The 17801-nt window shown below is 67.9% G+C and carries 16 protein-coding genes; 9 read left to right on the top strand and 7 right to left on the bottom strand.

Going from position 1 to position 17801, the window contains the following annotated elements:
* Nucleotide 1: 1 nt before the first annotated feature.
* From BLW48_RS07515 to BLW48_RS07505, 3 genes are read left to right on the top strand one after another with little or no spacing between them, the layout of a single operon-like run.
* Nucleotides 2-2284, top strand: coding sequence for an ATP-dependent DNA helicase (locus BLW48_RS07515; RefSeq protein ID WP_256330730.1), 2283 nt, complete (start codon nucleotides 2-4; stop codon nucleotides 2282-2284).
* Nucleotides 2271-2888, top strand: coding sequence for an alpha-ketoglutarate-dependent dioxygenase AlkB (locus BLW48_RS07510; protein WP_093173810.1), 618 nt, complete (start codon nucleotides 2271-2273; stop codon nucleotides 2886-2888). Before BLW48_RS07515 ends, BLW48_RS07510 begins: the two co-directional genes overlap by 14 nt.
* Nucleotides 2885-3475: a DUF4304 domain-containing protein gene (locus tag BLW48_RS07505; protein ID WP_093054858.1), complete on the top strand. Its 591-nt coding sequence runs from the start codon at nucleotides 2885-2887 to the stop codon at nucleotides 3473-3475. The genes BLW48_RS07510 and BLW48_RS07505 overlap by 4 nt, the downstream gene beginning before the upstream one ends.
* 7 nt (nucleotides 3476-3482) lie before the next feature.
* Here BLW48_RS07505 and BLW48_RS07500 read toward each other — a convergent pair whose 3' ends face one another.
* Genes BLW48_RS07500 through BLW48_RS07475 form a run of 6 tightly spaced genes read right to left on the bottom strand, consistent with a single transcriptional unit; the run spans nucleotide 3483 to nucleotide 10566 of the window.
* A complete protein-coding gene (locus BLW48_RS07500) occupies nucleotides 3483-5048 on the bottom strand; it encodes an ABC transporter substrate-binding protein (protein WP_093173808.1) in 1566 nt (521 codons plus the stop codon).
* Between the two features lie 35 nt (nucleotides 5049-5083).
* Nucleotides 5084-6748, bottom strand: a complete 1665-nt coding sequence (locus tag BLW48_RS07495) for an ABC transporter ATP-binding protein (RefSeq protein ID WP_093173806.1) — start codon at nucleotides 6746-6748, stop codon at nucleotides 5084-5086.
* Nucleotides 6745-7572, bottom strand: a complete 828-nt coding sequence (locus BLW48_RS07490) for an ABC transporter permease (RefSeq protein WP_093173804.1) — start codon at nucleotides 7570-7572, stop codon at nucleotides 6745-6747. Before BLW48_RS07490 ends, BLW48_RS07495 begins: the two co-directional genes overlap by 4 nt.
* A gap of 5 nt (nucleotides 7573-7577) precedes the next feature.
* Nucleotides 7578-8522 carry an ABC transporter permease gene (locus BLW48_RS07485; protein WP_093054864.1) on the bottom strand — a complete coding sequence of 315 codons (945 nt, stop codon included), beginning with the start codon at nucleotides 8520-8522 and terminating at the stop codon, nucleotides 7578-7580.
* 15 nt (nucleotides 8523-8537) lie between these two features.
* Nucleotides 8538-9419, bottom strand: a complete 882-nt coding sequence (locus BLW48_RS07480) for an alpha/beta hydrolase family protein (protein WP_093054866.1) — start codon at nucleotides 9417-9419, stop codon at nucleotides 8538-8540.
* 13 nt (nucleotides 9420-9432) lie between these two features.
* Nucleotides 9433-10566 (bottom strand): C45 family autoproteolytic acyltransferase/hydrolase, encoded by a 1134-nt coding sequence (locus BLW48_RS07475; RefSeq protein ID WP_093173802.1) that lies wholly within the window; start codon nucleotides 10564-10566, stop codon nucleotides 9433-9435.
* Nucleotides 10567-10732: 166 nt separating this feature from the next.
* Here BLW48_RS07475 and BLW48_RS07470 point away from each other — a divergent pair, with 166 nt between their 5' ends.
* The 6 genes from BLW48_RS07470 (at nucleotide 10733) to bioD (ending at nucleotide 16545) form a co-directional block, all read left to right on the top strand.
* A complete protein-coding gene (locus BLW48_RS07470) occupies nucleotides 10733-11626 on the top strand; it encodes a LysR substrate-binding domain-containing protein (RefSeq protein WP_093054870.1) in 894 nt (297 codons plus the stop codon).
* 105 nt (nucleotides 11627-11731) lie between these two features.
* Nucleotides 11732-12043, top strand: coding sequence for a plasmid stabilization protein (locus tag BLW48_RS07465; RefSeq protein WP_093173800.1), 312 nt, complete (start codon nucleotides 11732-11734; stop codon nucleotides 12041-12043).
* A 13-nt stretch (nucleotides 12044-12056) separates the two neighbouring features.
* Nucleotides 12057-12926, top strand: a complete 870-nt coding sequence (locus BLW48_RS07460; protein ID WP_093173798.1) for an NmrA family NAD(P)-binding protein — start codon at nucleotides 12057-12059, stop codon at nucleotides 12924-12926.
* A 283-nt stretch (nucleotides 12927-13209) separates the two neighbouring features.
* A complete protein-coding gene (bioA, locus tag BLW48_RS07455; RefSeq protein WP_093173796.1) occupies nucleotides 13210-14592 on the top strand; it encodes an adenosylmethionine--8-amino-7-oxononanoate transaminase in 1383 nt (460 codons plus the stop codon).
* Nucleotides 14576-15808, top strand: a complete 1233-nt coding sequence (gene bioF, locus BLW48_RS07450) for an 8-amino-7-oxononanoate synthase (protein WP_093173794.1) — start codon at nucleotides 14576-14578, stop codon at nucleotides 15806-15808. Before bioA ends, bioF begins: the two co-directional genes overlap by 17 nt.
* Nucleotides 15805-16545, top strand: a complete 741-nt coding sequence (bioD, locus tag BLW48_RS07445; protein WP_093173792.1) for a dethiobiotin synthase — start codon at nucleotides 15805-15807, stop codon at nucleotides 16543-16545. Before bioF ends, bioD begins: the two co-directional genes overlap by 4 nt.
* On the opposite strand, the gene BLW48_RS07440 is transcribed toward bioD, so the two are convergent.
* Nucleotides 16528-17580, bottom strand: coding sequence for an aldo/keto reductase (locus BLW48_RS07440; protein WP_093054881.1), 1053 nt, complete (start codon nucleotides 17578-17580; stop codon nucleotides 16528-16530). The two genes, bioD and BLW48_RS07440, sit on opposite strands and share 18 nt — an antisense overlap.
* Nucleotides 17581-17801: the final 221 nt, after the last annotated feature.

Below are 17801 nucleotides of genomic sequence, written 5' to 3'. Positions count from 1 at the left end.
CATGATCGCGCATGTAGTTTCCGTCAAGGCCCTGTGCGCCTTCGGCGCGAAGGCGGGCGACCTCGACCTGCGCTTCGTGCCCGCACCCAGCGCGCTCGAAGGCATGGCCGGGCACGCGATGGTGCAGCACCGGCGTGATCCCGAGCACTACGCCTGCGAGGTCGGGCTCGAAGCCACCTGCGGCGCGGTCCGCGTGCGCGGCCGGGCCGACGGCTACGAGGCACGCGCATCCCGCGTCGAAGAAATCAAGACCTTCCGCGGCGATTTCGACGCCATCCGCGGCAACCACCGCGCACTGCACTGGGCGCAGGCCCGCACCTACGGCTGGATGCTGTGCGAACTCAACGGCCACGAAGAGATGACCGTGGCGCTGGTGTACCTCGACCTGGCCACCGGCGACGAAACCGTGCTCGAAGAGCACCACACCCGCGAAGCGCTGCGGGAGCACTTCGAGCAGCTGTGTGGCCGCTACAGCGCCTGGGCGCACAGCGAAGCCGGCCACCGCGCCGCGCTCGACGCCACGCTAGGCCAGCTCGAGTTTCCGCACCGCGCCTTTCGCACCGGCCAGCGCGAACTGGCCGAAGCCGTCTACCGCGCGGCCGTGGGCGGACGCTGCCTGATGACGCAGGCGCCCACGGGCATCGGCAAGACGCTGGCCACCATCTTCCCGCTGCTCAAGGCCCGCGCGGCGCGCAAGATCGACAAGCTTTTCTTCCTCACCGCCAAGACCTCAGGCAGGCCGGTGGCGCTCGACGCGCTTCGCGTGCTCGACAAGGGCAGGGGACAGGGTCGCCTGCGCGTGCTCGAACTCGCGGCCCGCGAGAAGGTCTGCGAATACCCCGATCGCGCCTGTCACGGCGATGCCTGCCCACTCGCCAGGGGCTTCTACGACCGCCTGCCCGCCGCGCGCGAACAGGCCGCGCAGGTGGCGTGGCTCGACCGCGAGGCGCTGCGCAACATCGCGCTCGCGCACGAGGTGTGCCCCTATTTCCTCGCGCAGGAAATGGCGCACTGGGCCGATGCCATCGTCGGCGACTACAACTACTACTTCGACAGCAGCGCCTTCCTCTACGCCACCATGCGCGACGCCGACTGGCGCGTGGCCGTGCTGGTGGACGAGGCCCACAACCTGCTGGAGCGCTCGCGCGGCATGTACACCGCGCAACTCGAAGGCGCGGCGCTCGAAGAGGCGCATCGCGTGGCGCCCGCCGCATTGCGCGGCCCGCTGGCCCGGCTGTTTCGCGAGTGGGATACGGTGCAGCAGTCGCAGGTGGCCGACTACGAAACCGCCGACGAAATTCCGGAACGTTTCCTGCGAACCCTGCAGGCATCCAACACCGCCATGGCCGAGTATTTCGCGGCCACGCCCGATGCCTCGCAGGGGCCGCTGCAGCGTTTCTTTTTCGACGCACTGCACTTCGCCCGGCTGGCCGAGGCCTTTGGCGACCACTCGGTGTTCGAGCGCACGCTAGGGGCCACGCAGCAGGATCGCAGCCTGGCCATCCGCAACCTCGTGCCCGCGCCGTTCCTTGAAGCGCGCTTCGGCGATGCGGTGTCGGTCACCTGCTTCTCGGGCACGCTGTCGCCTTTCGAGTTCTATCGCGATGCGCTGGGGCTGCCCGAAGACACCGCGCTGCTCGATGTGGCCTCGCCCTTCGACAGCCATCAATTGCGCGTCGAAGTGGCGATGCATGTGTCGACGCGCTTTCGCGACCGCGCGGGGTCGCTGCGCAACGTGGCCGACATCATCGGCGCGCAGTTCGAGCGCCTGCCGGGCAACTACCTGGCCTTCTTCAGCAGCTTCGACTACCTCGAGAAAGCCTGCGCCGCGTTCTCGCAGCGACACCCCGGCGTACCCGTGTGGACGCAGACGCGCGGCATGCGCGAGGCCGACCGCCACGGCTTCATCGCACGATTCGAGGAGGGCGGGCAGGGCATCGGCTTCGCGGTGCTCGGCGGCGCGTTCGGCGAGGGCATCGACCTGCCAGGCAGCCGGCTGATCGGCGCCTTCGTCGCCAGCCTGGGCCTGCCGCAATACAACGAACTCAACGAGATCACGCGCGAGCGCATGCAGACGCGCTTCGGCAAGGGCTACGAGTACACCTATCTCTACCCCGGCCTGCAGAAGGTGGTGCAGGCGGCCGGCCGCGTGATCCGCACCGAGGAAGACCGCGGCGTGCTGCACCTGCTCGACGACCGCTTCGCGCGCGCCGAGATCCGAGAACTGATGCCGCGCTGGTGGCATGTGCAACTGGCCGGGGGCAACGAAGATGCGCTCCGCTAGACGCATCGAACACGCAGGCCAGCCGGACCTGTTCGGTGAAGCGTCCGTGGCCGCCATCGAAGGCCTGCGCTACGAGCGCGACTTCCTGTCCGCCGAGGAAGAAGCCGACCTGCTGCACATCGTGCAGGGCCTGCCGCTCAAGGAGATGCGCTACAAGGAATACACGGCACGGCGGCGCGGCACCAGCTTCGGGGGCAGCTACGACTTCGAGAACAACCGCCTCAAGCCCGGCGTGCCGCTGCCCGAAGCGCTGCATCCGCTGCGCGCGAAGGCGGCCGCGTGGGCCGGCTTCGCGCCCGAAGAACTCACTCACATGCTGATCGCCGAGTACCGGCCCGGCACGCCGCTGGGCTGGCACCGCGACGTGCCGGACTTCGAGGACATCATCGGCGTCTCGCTGCGCAGCGACGCGGTGATGCAGTTCCGGCCCTACGTGCCCGGCACACCGGCCTCAGGCCCCGCCACGCTCGAATTCCTGATCGAGCCGCGCTCCGTGTACCTGCTGCGCGGCCCGGCGCGCTGGGCATGGCAACATGCCATCGCACCGACCGAGGCCTTGCGCTATTCCATCACCTTGCGCACACGGAGAATTCGCGTCCCATGAACCGCACCACCTTCCTCAAGCTGCTCACGCAAAAACTCTTTCCTGTCCTGAAGGCCGAAGGCTTCGAGGGTTCGGGCCAGACGCTGCGGCGCATCGACGGGCCGCTGATCCATGTGTTCAACGTGCAGGGCGCGAGCGGGGGGAAGGCGTGCTACCTGAACCTCGGCGCGCATCTCGACTTCCTGCCGACCGAAGGCGGTGCCCAGGTGGCGCCCGATGCGCTGGAGGAATCGCATTGCGTGTTTCGCGACCGGATGGAGCCGCCGCCCGGCGCCGCTTTCGGATGGGCCTATGGCGCGACGAAAGAGCAGGCGGAAGAGAACGTCGAGTTCATCGTGAGCGAATGGGCGGGCCCGGGGCGGGCTTTCTTTGCACGGCATGGCAGCTACCCGCAAAGCTTCGAGCAGATGCTGCGCGAGACCGACCCGAACCAGATCCATGCGCGAACGGCTTTGCATCTCGCGCGCATTGCGGTGCACCTGGGCGATCGGGCACGAGCGCAGGCCCTGGTCGATGCCGGGCTGGCGCGCGCGCCGGAACGGGCCACGTCCTTGAAGGCGGACCTCGCGAAGGTCCTGACGGCCTAGCGCTCGGCTAGCTGCGCGCAGCAGCAGCTGAAACGCCCCACATGCGCGGCTTGCCTTCCCACACCGCAAACCCGCTGATGCGCTTGCGCACCGCCCAGGCGTCGAGGCCGTTGAACAGCATCACCATCGGCACCTGCTGGATCATCAGCGCATGGATCTGGTCGAAAAGGGCCTGGCGCTTCTTCGGGTCAGACTCGGCGAAGCTGTCGTCGATCAGCTTCAGCGCCTGCGGGTCTTCCCACACCTTGCGCGCCTGCTTGTCCTTCGGGCCCGAGAACTGTTCGTAGCTCAGCGCCGGGTCGAGGCGGGAGGAGTAGCTGAACGAGCTCATCTGGTAGTTGCCGCTGTTGTAGCGGTCAAGCTGCGTGGCCCATTCGAGCACCTCGATCTGCGCGTTGATGCCCACCGCCTGCATCATGGCCTGCGCCAGCACCGCCACCGTATAGCTGGGCACATGGGCGCGCTTGTTGGTCTGGATGGTGATCTTCTCGCCCTTGTAGCCCGCCTCTCGCAGTAGCTTGGCGGCCTGCGCCGGGTCGTAGTGCCAGCCCTTCTTCTGCGCGGCGCTGTAGAAGGCCGAGCCCTTGTGGATCGCGGAGTTGTTGACCGAGCCAAGCCCTTCGGAGGCGGCCGCCACGATCTGCTCGATGTCGAGCGAGGCCGCGATGGCCTGGCGCAGTTTCTGGTTCTTCAACTGCGGGTCGCGCGTCTGGATCAGCAGCACGTTCTTGATGGCCTCGGGTGGTGCCTGCACCGTAAGGTTGCGATCGTTCTTCAGCTCCTGCGCATCGTTCGACGTGATCTGGCCCGCATCTATGGCGCCCGACTTCAGGCCAGCGGCCGCGGTGGCCGCGTCGGGCACGACGAGGAACTTCACCGTGTCCACCAGCGGCGCCTTCAGGCCGGTGTAGCCGTCGGATTTGGTGGCGCCGGCCGGCGAGGTGTAGCCCTTGAAGGCCGTGACCGTGACGTATTCGCCGCGCTTCCACTCGCCGAACTTGAAGGGGCCGGTGCCCACGGGCTTGTCCCAGCTGCCGTCGGCCTTCACCGAGCTCTTGTGCAGGATGGCAGTCATGCCGCAATCGGTGCGCGCGAGCGTGTCGAGGAACACGGCCGAGGGCTTGTTGATCTTCATGACGAAGGTGCTGTCGTCAGGTGCGGCGGTCTCGACCACCTTCAGGCCGTTGCGGCCGTCGTACTCGCTGGTGCAGCGCCAGTCGGTCTTCGGGTCCATGTAGCGCTTCCAGTTCCACGCCACATCGGCCGAGGTCATCGGTGCGTCGTTGTGGAACTTCACGCCCTTACGCAGCTTGAAGGTGTAGGTCAGGCCGTCTTTCGACACGTCGACCGACTGCGCCAGCAGCGGGCCCACGCTGCCGTCCATGCGGTAGCCGACCAGCCCTTCGACGATGTTCAGCACCACGCCGTCGGTGGTGTTGTCGCGGTTCACGCCGGGGTTGGTGGAGCGGATGTCCGCGGGCTGGGCCACCGTGACGGTGGTCTGGGCAAAGGCGCCCGAGGCAGCCAGGCAAGCAGTGGCGATGGCAGCATGGCGGAAGGTGAAGCGGGGCATGAAGGACTCCTGCGGTGCGATTGCAAAAAGAAAAATCAGGCGAAGGCCGGGGCTTCGGCGCCGAAGCGCCAGCGCAGCCGCACACCGCCGCCGGCGGTCGGCTCCAGCGCTGGAATGGCCGACAGCAGCTTGCGCGTGTAGTCCTGCTGCGGCGCGTCGAACACCGCGTCGCGCGGGCCTTGCTCGACGATGCGGCCGTCCTGCATCACGATCACGCGGTCGGCCACTTGCTCGACCACACCGAGGTCGTGGCTGATAAAAAGACACGAGAAGCCATGGCGCTTCTGCAGCTCGGCGAACAGCTCCAGCACCTGCGCGCGCACCGTCACGTCGAGCGCCGACACCGGTTCGTCGGCAATTACGAAGGCCGGCCGGCGCACGATGGCGCGCGCGATCGCCACGCGCTGGCGCTGGCCGCCCGACAGCTCGTGCGCATAGCGCGTCGCAAAGGACGCGCCGAGCCCGACCTCGTCTAGCACTTCCTGCACGCGGCGCGCCTTGTCGGTCGCCGACATGCCCTTGATGAGTCGCAGGCCTTCGCCCACCAGCTGGTCGATGGTCATGCGCGGATCGAGCGAGGCATACGGGTCCTGGAAGACCATCTGGCACTGCAGCCGGTAGTCGGACCACCCCGCATCGGAACGCAGGATGGGCCGGCCGCGGAACAGGATTTCGCCACCGCTGGGCTTGAGCAGCCCGGCGATGGTGCGGCCCAGCGTGGTCTTGCCCGAGCCCGAGCCGCCGACCACCGCGACCACCTCGCGCGGGCGCACCACCAGGTCGATGCCGTGCAGCGCGCGCTTGGGTACAGCCTTGGTGAAAAGGCGGCGGTGGCCCGCGTAGTCGACCACCAGGTTGCGCACTTCGACGACCGGAGCCTCGTCGGCCACCTGGCGTGCGGGCAGGCGGCGCGGCATGGCCTGCAGCAGCTCGCGCGTGTATTCGTGCTTCGGCTGTTCGAGCATGTCGTCGGTGCGGCCGGTTTCCTTTACCTCGCCGTGCCGCATCACGACCATGCGCTGCGTGAAGCGCGCCACCATCGGCAGGTCGTGGCTGATCATCAGCACGGCCGTGTTGTTTTCGCGCGTAAGGCCCACCATGAGTTCCAGCACGTCGCGCTGCACCACGGCGTCGAGCGCGGTGGTCGGCTCATCGGCAATCAGCAGCGCGGGCTCCAGCAGCATCACCGAGGCCAGCATCATCCGCTGGCGCATGCCGCCCGAGAACTCGTGCGGCCATGCATCGAGGGCGCCCTTGGGGTCGCGGATGCCGACGCGCGCCAGCATGTCGAGGATGCGCGCCTGCCGCGCGGCCGCAGGCAGCTCGCGTCGGTGCAGCGCCAGCGCCTCTCCGAGCTGCTTGCCGATAGTCATCGACGGGTTCAGCGAAGTCATCGGCTCCTGGAACACCATGCCCACGCGCGCGCCGCGCAGCTCGCGCAGCCGCGCCGGCTTGGCCAGCGCCAGGTCTTCGCCCTCGAACAGGATGCGCCCCGCGGTGCGCACCAGTGGCGGGGGCGTGAGGCCCATGATGGCGCGCGCCGCCTGCGTCTTGCCGCTGCCCGATTCGCCCACGATGCCGACCATCTCGCCCGGTGCGATGTCGAAGGACACGTTGCGCACGATCTCGCGCCCGCCCATGCCGACGGCGAGCGTCAGCCCTTCCACGCTGACCAGCGGGCCGTTTGTAGTGGTCGTCATTGCACGCCCTTCATGCGCGGATCGAGCCAGTCGCGCACCGCGTCGCCCAGCAGGTTGATGCCCAGCAGCGTCAGTGCGATGCACAGGCCCGGAAGAATTGAAAGGTAGCTGGCCTGCGCCATGAACGGGCGGGCCGAGGCGAGCATGTTGCCCCAGGTGGGCGCCGGCGGCGGCACGCCGAGGCCAAGGAACGACAGCGCGCTCTCGGCCAATATGACCCAGCCGAACATCGAAGTGGCCAGCACCGTCAGCGGCGCGGTGCAGTTGGGCAGCACGTGGCGCACCATGGTGTAGAGCTCGGAGTTGCCCAGCACGCGCGAGGATTCGATGAATTCCTTTTCGCGCAGCGACAGCACCGTGCCGCGCACGATGCGCGTCACCGAGGGCGTGTAGGCCAGCCCGAGCGCCAGGATGATGCCGTACTGGTTCGCACCCACCACCGCGAGCAGGCCCAGCGCCAGCAGCAGGCCGGGGAAGGCCAGCAGTGCGTTGTTGAAGGCCATCACGATGCGGTCGGTCCAGCCGCGCAGGAAGCCCGTCAGCACGCCGACGATGCTGCCCACCACGATCGAGAAGCCGACAGTCAGCACTGCGATCCACACGCTGGTGGCGGCGCCGGCCATGAGGCGGGAGAGCTCGTCGCGGCCGAATTCGTCGGTGCCCAGCAGGAAGGAGCCGCCCGGCAGCTTCAGGCGCGAGCCGAAGTTGATGCGCAGCGGATCGTGCGGCGTCCACACGAGGCTGACGAGCGCCGCGGCCGCGATCAAACCGACGATGACGATGCCGATCAAGGCGTTGAGGGGAATGCGCTTCTTGCGTTTCATCGTGCTCATTCGACGGCGACTCTCGGGTCGAAGAAGGGGTAGCAAAGGTCGATGACGAGGTTCACCACCACGTAGATAACCGCCACGAACAGCAGGCAGCCCTGTATCACCGGGTAGTCGCGCGCGAAGATCGCATCGACCAGCAGCCGGCCCAGCCCGGGAATGGTGAACACCGTTTCCACCACCGCGATGCCGCCGAGCAGGTTGCCCAGCACCAGGCCGATGAGCGTCCACGTTGGCCCGAAAGCGTTCTTGAAGGCATGGCGCATCAACACCGCGCGCTCCGACAGGCCCTTGGCCCGCGCGTGCGTGATGTAGTCCAGCCGCAGCACTTCGAGCGTACTGGCGCGCGCCATGCGCATCAGCACGCCGATCTCGTGCAGGAACAGCGTGAGCACCGGCAGCACCAGGTAGAGCAGGCCGTTCTTCCAGTCTTCGGCGATGCCCACGTAGCCCACCACCGGCAGCCAGCCCAGCTTCAGGCCGAACAGCAGCAGCAACAGCAGGCCCAGCCAGAAGGTCGGAATGGAGACCAGCAGCGTGGCCGTGCCGACCAGCAGCAGGTCGGGCGCGCGGTTCTGCTTCCACGCGGCGATCATGCCGGCGGGCACCGCCACCATCGCGGCCAGTGCCACGGCCACCAGCACGATGCGGCCGCTGATGAGAAAGCGGTCGGTCACCAGCGAGAGTACGTCCTGCCCGCTGTTGATCGAGGTGCCCAGGTCGCCCTGCAGCACGTGGCCGAACCAGATGCCGAACTGCGCCGGCAGCGAGCGGTCGAGCCCGAGGCGGGCACGCAGCTCGGCCAGGCTGGCCGGCGTGGCGAGGTCGCCCAGCAGCAACTGCGCGGGGTCCCCGGGAATCAGCCGTATCAGCACGAACACCGACACTGCCACGATGAGCAGTGTGGGTATCGCCATGGCGATGCGGGACGCTGCGAAACGGAACATGGGCCGTCTTCCTTGTTATGCGGCGCGCGGCTCGCGCAGCGCATGCAGTGCGTCGGCGAAGAAGTCCTGCACGTGGCCCACGCAGGCCAGGCCGTTGTGCGGCACGTTGTCGAGCAGGTCGAAAGTGACCTTCACGCCCGCCGCCTCGAATGAGCGGCGCAGCGTTTCCAGCCGCTCGGGCCGGGTGCGGCCGGCATCGTTGGCGCCGGGCATGTAGTACTTGCCCCCTTCGCGGTGCGTGATCTCCCAGGTCTCGATGTCGGCCTTGCCGGCGATCATGTGGACCGGCACGCGGCGCAGGGCTTCGAGGTTCATCGGCTTGCCGAAGCGGCCGGCAAAATCTTTCGTGCCCACCCACCAGCCTTGCTCGGGGTCGATCAGCGTGACCGAGCCGGGCGCGCCTATCGACACGGCCCACAGTCGCTCGGGGTGCAGCATTGCGAAGCGATTGGCGAACTGGCCGCCGCCCGAGTAGCCGAAGAGCGCGAACTGGCTGAAGTCGCAGCCGAACTTCTCGCCCACCTCGGCCACCATGTCGAGCAGGATGCGGTCGTAGTGGATGTCGGCCTCGATCAGGTGCTTGAAGCCGTCGCGATTGCCGTCGCCGCGCACGCCGGCCGGGAACAGCGGGCACAGCACGATGCAGTCGTTCCACTTGGCGAAGCCGCTGAAGGCCTCGCGGTAGTTGACGAAGCCGCGGCCGGTACCGTGCATCACCACCACCAGCTGCATCGGCCGCGCGCCGGGCTTGCCGATGTGCTCGGGCACGTAGGTGCAGTAAGAAAAGCGCGGGTCGCTGCGCGAGGCGTAGATGGTGCTGGGGCCCAGGTCGTAGATGGAGCGGGCGCGCTGGTCGGCCAGGGCCGTGGGGGCTTCGGTGGAAGTGTTCTGGGTCATGGGAGCGGGGCGATCAAAGCGTGTATTCCTGGAAATTGCGGGCCTCGTAAGGCTTGCGCGCGACCCACATCACGCGGTTGGCCGCGTCCATGAGCGTGGTGGCCACGGTGGCCGAGATGCTGCTGAAGTCGGCCGGCTTCGGGGTGCGCAGCACGCCGTCGGGCTTGCCGAATTCGTCGGCGAGCGCGGCCTTCACGTCGGTCCAGTCGATGCGGCCCTCCACGCGGCGCAGGGCGTTCTCCACGCGGTGCTGACGGTAGATGCTGTCAGGGCGCTGCGGCAGGCCCGGGTCGCGCAGCTTGATGACGGCCGAGGGCGACATCCAGTGGTTGGCATGCACGAGCAGGTCGTTTTCGGGCAGCGTCCAGAAGATCTCGCCGGGCGAGGTCTCGAGGCTGATGCCCGAGCCGTCGTTGCCGCTGGCCTGCGCCAGGATCATGTTGTTGGCGCAGTAGCGCTTCGAGGCCCAGATGGTCTTCATCGCCTGCGCGAGGTTGGTGGCCTCCAGTACACGTCGGCGCAGCAGCACCAGCGGCACGCCGGCGCCTTTCTGGAAGTCTTCATGGCAGGTCAGCGAATTACCGGTGAGCGACACGCCGTTGCTGTTGAAGCCGTGCCGGGCCAGCGCGCCGGCTTCGGTGAAGGTGAGCATGTCGGGGCCACCTGCATTGCGGATGCGCAGCACGATGCCGGTGTCCACGCATTCCTGGCGCCAGTCCCAGTTGTGGGCGTGCATCAGGCGGCCGGTGGCCGAGCGCGCGGGCAGCACGACGAGGCCGGTGCAGTCGCCGTCTTCGGAGGGGGCGGCGTCGGCCGAAGTTTCGGCGGGGCGCTTCATGTCGGCATAGCCGAAGAGCATCTCGGTGCGGCAGTTGAGCATCACGATGTCTTCGAGCGGCACGCCGGCGCCTTCGGCGATGCCGCGCATCTCCTCGAGATAGCTCGCGTCGTAGGCCTCGATCAGCGGCAGCATCGACTGCGCCAGGTGGCGGATGGTGGCGTCGTCCAGGCCGCGGCGGCCGAGCTGGGCGCGGTAGAGCGCCACGCCGCCGGCCACGCGCTCGGGCACGGCACGGCCGTGCTGCAGGCCGCGCGCATGCGGCGTGCCGGAAACATCGACGAGGGGAAAGTATTCAGGGGTGGTCATGAGGTGAAAGGGGCTGGGGTGTTCCTGTCATCGGCCTGCCGCCTGAAGGCGCTAGGGCAATGACCATGGCCCGCATTCTTTGGCAGGTACAGGAAAAAATAAATTTAAAAATTATTTAGAATTAGTAAATAAATTCTTTTCCTTTCACCGCGGCACGCAACACGCCATGAGCAGCATCCGCTTTCTTCGCACCTTCGTGGCCGCCGCCCGTGGCGGCTCCTTTGCCGCGGCTGCCGACCAGGTCGCGCTGACGCAGGCCGCCGTGGGCCAGCAGATGCGCGCGCTCGAAGCGGAAATGAAGAAGACGCTGTTCGACAAGACCGGCCGCACCATGGTGCTGAGCCCCGCGGGCCATCTGCTGCTGCCGCGCGCCGAAGAGCTGCTGGCGCAATACGAGTCGATGCGGCGCGACCTGCAAGACCAGCGGCAGATCGCCGGCACCATCAAGCTCGGCTCGCTGATCTCGGCCATGGGCTTGCTGTCGAGCACGCTGGCGCAGCTCAAGTCGCTGCATCCGAACCTCGAAGTCGAACTGCGCGTGCGCGAGCAGACTCAGCTGATGCAGGACGTGGTGAGCGGCGAGCTCGACGCGGCCGTGGTCGTCGAGCGGCAATGGCCCGAGGTGCCGGGCCTGCTGTGGACGCCGTGCTACGACGAGACGCTCACCGTCATCGCCAACTCGGGCATCGCCGCGCCCGACACGAGCATTGCGAGCCTGTTCGCCAGCCAGCCCTTCATCCGCTTCGACCGGCGCACGCCGACCGGCGCGCGCATCGACCGCATCCTGCGGCGGCTGCAGCTGGTGCCGAAAGAGTTCCTGGAGCTCAACTCGCTGCTGGCCATTGCGGAGCTCGTGCGCAAGAACGTGGGCTTCACCATGGCGCCGCTGCTGAAAAATTTCGACTGGGAAAGCGACCCCGCGCTGTGCGTGCTGCAGCTGCCCGGCCGGCCGATCGCGCGGCGGCTGGGCATGCTGGAGAACGGGCGGCGCAGCCACATCACCGGCGTGGTCCGAGAAGAGATGCTGGCGCACCTGCGCCGCATGAAGCCGGGCTCCTGACACGCACGACAGACAAGGCTGACGCGCAGCCCGCGCGTCTTCCGACCCACGGCGCGCCTCGCGCGCGCCCAGCATGGAGGCTTCTCATCGAGCAGGAGCAATGCCATGCCAAGAGGCGACAAGTCGTCCTACACGGACAAGCAGAAGCGACAGGCCGAGCACATCGAGGAAGGCTACGAACACCGCGGCGTGGGCAAGGCCGAAGCCGAGCGTCGCGCCTGGGCCACGGTGAATGCCGAGACCGGCGGCGGCAAGAAGTCGGGCTCCGGGCGCGGCAAGGCCGAGAACCATGCGCCGGCACGCAAGGGTGGGCGCATGGGTGGCGCTGCCGCCGCGCATCGCCCATCGGCCGCACGCTCGGCTTCCGCGATGAAGGCCGCCGCCACGCGGAGGCGCAACGCCGAAAAGCGCGGCTGACACGGAGCCGACGATGCACATCATTCTGGGAGCGACGGGCCACGTCGGCTCGGCGCTGGCGCAAGACCTGCTCGCGCGCAGCGAGCCGGTGACGGTGGTGACGCGCGATGCGCACAAGGCCGAAGCCCTGCGGACCAAGGGCGCGCACGTGGCCGTGGTCGACGTGTTCGACACGCATGCGCTGCACCGCGTGTTCAAGGGCGGCCATCGGTTGTTCGTGTTGAACCCGCCGGCAGCGCCCTCGACCGACACGGTGGCCGAAGATCACAGGAGCCTGCGCGCCATTCTCTCGGCGCTCGAAGGCTGCAGGCTCGAGAAGATCGTCGCCGAGTCGACCTACGGCGCGCAGCCCGGCGAGGGCCTGGGCGACCTGGGCGTGCTGTACGACATGGAGCAGGCGTTGCGCGCCGGCCCGATGCCGTTCAGCGCCATTCGCGCCGCGTACTACATGAGCAACTGGGACGCTTCGCTGAAGACCGCGCGTGAAGAGGGCAAGGTGTACAGCATGTACCCCGCCGACTTCAGCTTGCCGATGGTGGCGCCGCACGATCTCGGGCAGTTCGCCGCCAGGCTGATGCTGGGCCCGCCCGAGTCCTCGGGGCCGCATCACGTCGAGGGGCCGGAGCACTATTCGGCGGGCGACGTGGCGAGGGCTTTCTCGCAAGCGCTGGGGCGACCGGTGGAGGTGGTCGAGACGCCGCGCGAGCAGTGGGAGAAGGCGTTCAAGTCGCTGGGCTTTTCCGACGCTGCCGCCAGGTCGTACGCGGCCATGACGCGCGTCACGCTGGACCAGCACTACGAACCGCCCGACAAGCCGGAGCGCGGCGCGATTTCATTGGGTGAGTACATCTCCGCGCTGGTGAAGAAGAGTCCGGACCGCTGAAACCCGCCAATATGCTGTCCGATATCCGGGTCTCAGGCCGTGAAGTCGCTAAAACCGGACATTCGTGACATGTTTCTGGCGGCAGCCGGACAACTTGCGTTTTCCCGCCATGGCGGCCCGGGCGCGAGAAGCCGTCTTGTTCGTTGACGTTGCTCCGAACGCGGCTTCTACGCCTGCAAACGTCGCTGATTCGTCCGTCATTTCGCAAGCCGTCCAGCGGTTTGCCGCACGGTGAACCCATCGATACGATCCCGCGCCTTGCCCTCACGAAAGGAATGCGCGGGTGCCTTCTACGACTGCTTCTTCCTCATCTCCCAATGCCGCTTTGCAGCAACGCAGCCGGCGCCATGTCTGGCATCCGTGCACGCAGAGCATTCGCCTCGAAGCGGTGCCGCCGTTGCCCATCGCGCGAGGCGAGGGGGTCTGGCTTTTCGACCATGAAGACCGCCGCTACCTCGACGCCACCAGCTCGTGGTGGGTCAACCTTTTCGGCCACGCACACCCCGCGCTCAATGCCGCGCTGAAAGACCAGCTCGACAAGCTGTCGCACGTGATGCTCGCGGGCTGCACGCATGCCCCGGCCGTGGAACTGGCCGAGCGCCTGTCCGCGCTGACGGGGCACGCGCTGGGCCATTGCTTCTACGCCTCCGATGGCGCTTCTGCGGTGGAGATCGCGCTGAAGATGAGCTTCCACGCCTGGCGCAACGCTGGCCGTGGCGGCAAGCAGCGCTTCGTCGCGCTGAAGCAGGGCTACCACGGCGAGACGCTCGGCGCCTTGCACGTGACCGACGTGCCGGTGTTCCGCGACGCCTACTCCCCCTTGCTCGCGAATGCGCACCTCGTTGCTTCACCTGATGCACGCAACGCCAAGCCGGGCGAAAACGCGGCCGCCGTCGCCCGCCGCGCCGCAGCCGAACTCGAAGCTCTGCTGGCCGAACAGCACGACACCATCGCCGCCGTGATCGTCGAGCCGCTGGTGCAATGCGCCACCGGCATGGCGATGCACGACCCTGAATACCTGCGGCTCGTGCGCGCCTTGTGCGACCGCTACCAAGTTCACCTCATCGCCGACGAGATAGCGGTGGGCTGCGGCCGCACCGGCAGCTTCTTCGCGTGCGAGCAGGCCGGCATCTGGCCTGACTTCCTGTGCCTCTCGAAGGGCATCAGCGGCGGCTACCTGCCGCTGGCGTTGGTGATGACGCGTGACGCCATCTACGAAGGCTTTGTCGACGACGACGTGGCGCGCAGCTTTCTGCATTCGCATTCGTACACCGGCAACGCGCTGGCCTGCCGCGCGGCGGTGGCCACGCTGGACCTGTTCAAGAGCGAAGACGCGCTGCAGCGCAACCGCAGCCGGGCGGCGCGCCTGCTGCAGCGACTGCACGACGGGCTCGAGGGCCAGCCGGTCGATCACCTGCGGCAGCGGGGAATGATCACGGCCTTCGACGTGCGTGAGCCCGGCGCGCGCTTTGCCGAGCGCTTCCACATGGCGGCGCGTGCGCAGGGGCTGCTGATGCGGCCTATCGGCAACACCGTCTACCTCATGCCGCCGTATGCGATCAACGACGGCGAGATCGACCAGCTGGTCGACGGCACGCTGGCCACGCTGAAAGCCGTCATGGCCACGAGTTCAAAGGAAGGAGCCCGCGATGTCGCGCTTGCTTGACCGCCTGCAGGGCGAGATCCATGCGCTCGACGCCCAGTCGCTGCGCCGCCGCAGGCAAATCGCCGAGACTGCCTGCGCCCCCGAACAGACCTTGACGCTGGCCGGCGCGACCGCTCCGCGCACCATGCTCGGCTTCAGCAGCAACGACTATCTCGGCCTCGCCGCGCACCCCACATTGGCGAAGGCATGGGCCGAAGGCGCGGCGCTGTACGGCACCGGCAGCGGCGGTTCGCACCTGATCCTTGGCCACTCGCGTGCCCACGCACTGCTCGAAGAGCGGCTGGCCGGCTGGATGGTGCCTTTCATTCCCGAGGCGCAGAGCCTGTTCTTCTGCACCGGCTACATGGCCAACCTCGCGGTGCTGTCCGCGCTCGGCGGAGCGGAGGCCGTCATCTTTTCGGAGTCGCTCAACCATGCCTCGCTGATCGACGGCGCGCGGCTGGCCAAGGCGCGCGTCGAGCGCTATCCACATTGCGACGTGGCCGCGCTCGACGCGCAACTCGCGGCTTGCGATGCGCCGGTCAAGCTCATCGTGAGCGATGCGGTGTTCAGCATGGATGGCCACATCGCGCCGGTGGCCGAACTGCTCGCACTGGCCGAGCGGCACGACGCCTGGCTGGTGATCGACGACGCGCACGGCTTCGGCGTGCTGGGCGACACGGGGCGCGGCGTGCTCGAAGCAATGAGCCTGCGCTCGGAGCGACTGGTGCTGGTGGGCACGCTGGGCAAGGCGGCTGGCGTGTCGGGCGCTTTCGTAGCGGCGCACCGTACCGTCATCGACTACCTGGTGCAGCGCGCGCGGCCCTACATCTTCACCACCGCCGCGCCGCCAGCCGTCGCACATGCGCTGCTCGCGAGCCTGACGCTGATCGAGGGCGAGGAGGGTGCGGAACGCCGTGCGCGGCTGCAGGCCCGCATCGCGCAGTTGCGTCGCGGCCTGAAGGAAGTGCTGCCAGCAGATAGAAGCGCGTGGCTGCCGGAGTCACCCACCGCAATCCAGCCGCTGATCGTCGGCGACAACGCACGCGCGATGCGAGTCATGGCACAGCTCGATGCGCGCGGCCTGCGCGTCGGCGCGATCCGCCCGCCGACCGTGCCCGCCGGCACGGCGCGGTTGCGCATCGCGCTGTCGGCCAGCCACAGCGAGGCCGATGTCGCGCGGCTGGTCGATGCGTTGGGCGAAGCCCTCGCGCAGCCTTTGAAGGAAGCCGCATGACGCGCCGGGCCTGGTTCGTGACCGGCACCGACACGGGCATCGGCAAGACGCTGGTCAGCAGCGCCATGCTGAGCCTGCTGGCCGGCTCTGGCCTGCGCGCGGTCGGCATGAAGCCGGTGGCCGCGGGGCTGGAAGACATGAATGGCGAATGGCGCAACGAAGACGTGGAGCAGTTGCACGCGGCCGGCAACGTCGATGCGCCGCTGGCGCTGCGCTGCCCGTACCTGCTGCGCGCGCCGATGTCGCCGCACCTGGCGGCCAGGGAAGAGGGCGTGCACATCGCGCTGCAGCCGATGCTCTCGGCCTTCGCGGAACTGTCGGCGCGTGCCGATGCGGTGGTGGTCGAAGGTGTGGGCGGCTTCTGCGTGCCGTTCGGCGACGACCTCGACAGTGCCGATCTCGCTGTGGCGCTGGGCCTGCCTGTGATCCTCGTGGTCGGCCTTCGACTGGGTTGCCTCAACCACGCGCTGCTGAGCGCCGAGGCCGTTCGCGCGCGTGGCCTCGTGCTGGCCGGCTGGATGGCGAGCATGGTCGATCCGTCGATGCTCGCGCCGCAGGCCAATCTGCAGACGCTGCGCGCGCGTCTCGGTGCGCCCTTGCTCGGCATCGTGCCGCACCTCGAACACCCCGATGCGGCCAGCGCGGCCCGCCACATCGACCTGCGCGCACTGCGTGCGACGGCGGCGCATGCCGCGCGCCGCGCTGCTGCGTCGGAAGTCTCAGCCGCGCTGGTTTGATTCCACCAGCCGCTTGCCGCGCACGCCGCCCTGGCGTTCCAGCATCCAGCCCGGGTACTCGGCCGGCAGCGCGCTCACCTTGTCCAGCGTGGCGAGTTCATCGGCCGTGAGCTTGATGGCCGTGGCGGCGATGTTGTCGTCCAGCTGCTCGGCGCGCTTGGCGCCGATGATCACGCTGGTCACCACCTGCTGGTGCAGCAGCCATGCCAGCGCGATCTGCGCGACCGACACCTTGCGCGCCTCGGCCAGTTGGCGCATCACGTCGATGCAGTCGTAGGCGCGTTCGACGTTCACCGGCGGAAAGTCGAAGGTGGTGCGGCGGCTGCCTTTTTCCGCTTCGGTATTGCGGCCGAACTTGCCGCTCAGCAGGCCACCCGCGAGCGGGCTCCAGACCATCAGCCCGACGTTCTCGCTGCGCAGCATCGGCGCCAGCTCGCGCTCCAGGTCGCGCCCGGCGATCGTGTAGTAGGCCTGCAGCGATTCGAAGCGCGCCAGCCGGTCGCGCTCGGCGATGCCCAGCGCCTTCGCGATCTGCCAGGCCGCCCAGTTCGACACGCCCACGTAGCGCACGTGGCCCTGGCGCACGAGGTTGTCCAGCGCGTGCACGGTTTCCTCGATGGGCGTGGCCGGGTCGAAACCATGGATCTGGTACAGGTCGATGTGGTCGAGCTGCAGGCGCTGCAGGCTGGCCTTCACGCCATCCATGATGTGAAAACGCGAGGCGCCGGCCGAGTTGACGCCCTTGCTGCCGGTTTCGCCCAGAACCTTGGTGGCGAGCACGAAACTGTCGCGCGGCGCCTTGAGGTTCTTCAGCGCCTGGCCGGTGATGATTTCTGACTGGCCGTCGGAGTACACGTCCGCCGTGTCGATGAAGTTGATGCCGGCGTCCATGGCCTTGCCGATCAGCCCTTCGGCCTCGGACTGCTGCAGGTTGCCGATCTGGCCCCAGATGCCGGAGGAGCCGCCGAAAGTCATGGTGCCGAGGCACAGCTCGGAAACGAAGAGGCCGGTGCGGCCGAATTTGCGGTATTGCATGGAGGAATCCTTTGCGGTGGAGGCGCCCGAGGGAGGCCGAAAGGGCCGGAAAGCCCGGGCGACTGCAAAAAGTATCCGGCTGCCGCCCCCGGCGTGGCGAGCGCGTTCCTGCAAAGTATTTGCCTGATTCTCCAGACCTCCCCGCCGGCAGGTGCGAATCCAAGGGAGGCGCGCTAAGCTACAAAACCGCTCAATCCTCCATGGTGGTCATTCCCTAGCCT

Origin of the sequence: Variovorax sp. YR266 (assembly GCF_900107295.1) — a bacterium.
In the GTDB taxonomy this organism is placed as follows: domain Bacteria; phylum Pseudomonadota; class Gammaproteobacteria; order Burkholderiales; family Burkholderiaceae_C; genus Variovorax.
This window is presented reverse-complemented; position numbering and strand designations above follow the sequence as displayed.

Coding starts and splice junctions, on each gene's coding strand:
- BLW48_RS07480 (WP_093054866.1), bottom strand. CDS start 9,419: ATGACCCAGAACACTTCCACCGAAGCCCCCACGGCCCTGGCCGACCAG.
- BLW48_RS07460 (WP_093173798.1), top strand. CDS start 12,057: ATGCACATCATTCTGGGAGCGACGGGCCACGTCGGCTCGGCGCTGGCG.
- BLW48_RS07515 (WP_256330730.1), top strand. CDS start 2: ATGATCGCGCATGTAGTTTCCGTCAAGGCCCTGTGCGCCTTCGGCGCG.
- BLW48_RS07470 (WP_093054870.1), top strand. CDS start 10,733: ATGAGCAGCATCCGCTTTCTTCGCACCTTCGTGGCCGCCGCCCGTGGC.
- BLW48_RS07465 (WP_093173800.1), top strand. CDS start 11,732: ATGCCAAGAGGCGACAAGTCGTCCTACACGGACAAGCAGAAGCGACAG.
- BLW48_RS07500 (WP_093173808.1), bottom strand. CDS start 5,048: ATGCCCCGCTTCACCTTCCGCCATGCTGCCATCGCCACTGCTTGCCTG.
- bioF (WP_093173794.1), top strand. CDS start 14,576: ATGTCGCGCTTGCTTGACCGCCTGCAGGGCGAGATCCATGCGCTCGAC.
- BLW48_RS07485 (WP_093054864.1), bottom strand. CDS start 8,522: ATGTTCCGTTTCGCAGCGTCCCGCATCGCCATGGCGATACCCACACTG.
- BLW48_RS07440 (WP_093054881.1), bottom strand. CDS start 17,580: ATGCAATACCGCAAATTCGGCCGCACCGGCCTCTTCGTTTCCGAGCTG.
- bioD (WP_093173792.1), top strand. CDS start 15,805: ATGACGCGCCGGGCCTGGTTCGTGACCGGCACCGACACGGGCATCGGC.
- BLW48_RS07510 (WP_093173810.1), top strand. CDS start 2,271: ATGCGCTCCGCTAGACGCATCGAACACGCAGGCCAGCCGGACCTGTTC.
- BLW48_RS07475 (WP_093173802.1), bottom strand. CDS start 10,566: ATGACCACCCCTGAATACTTTCCCCTCGTCGATGTTTCCGGCACGCCG.
- BLW48_RS07495 (WP_093173806.1), bottom strand. CDS start 6,748: ATGACGACCACTACAAACGGCCCGCTGGTCAGCGTGGAAGGGCTGACG.
- BLW48_RS07490 (WP_093173804.1), bottom strand. CDS start 7,572: ATGAAACGCAAGAAGCGCATTCCCCTCAACGCCTTGATCGGCATCGTC.
- BLW48_RS07505 (WP_093054858.1), top strand. CDS start 2,885: ATGAACCGCACCACCTTCCTCAAGCTGCTCACGCAAAAACTCTTTCCT.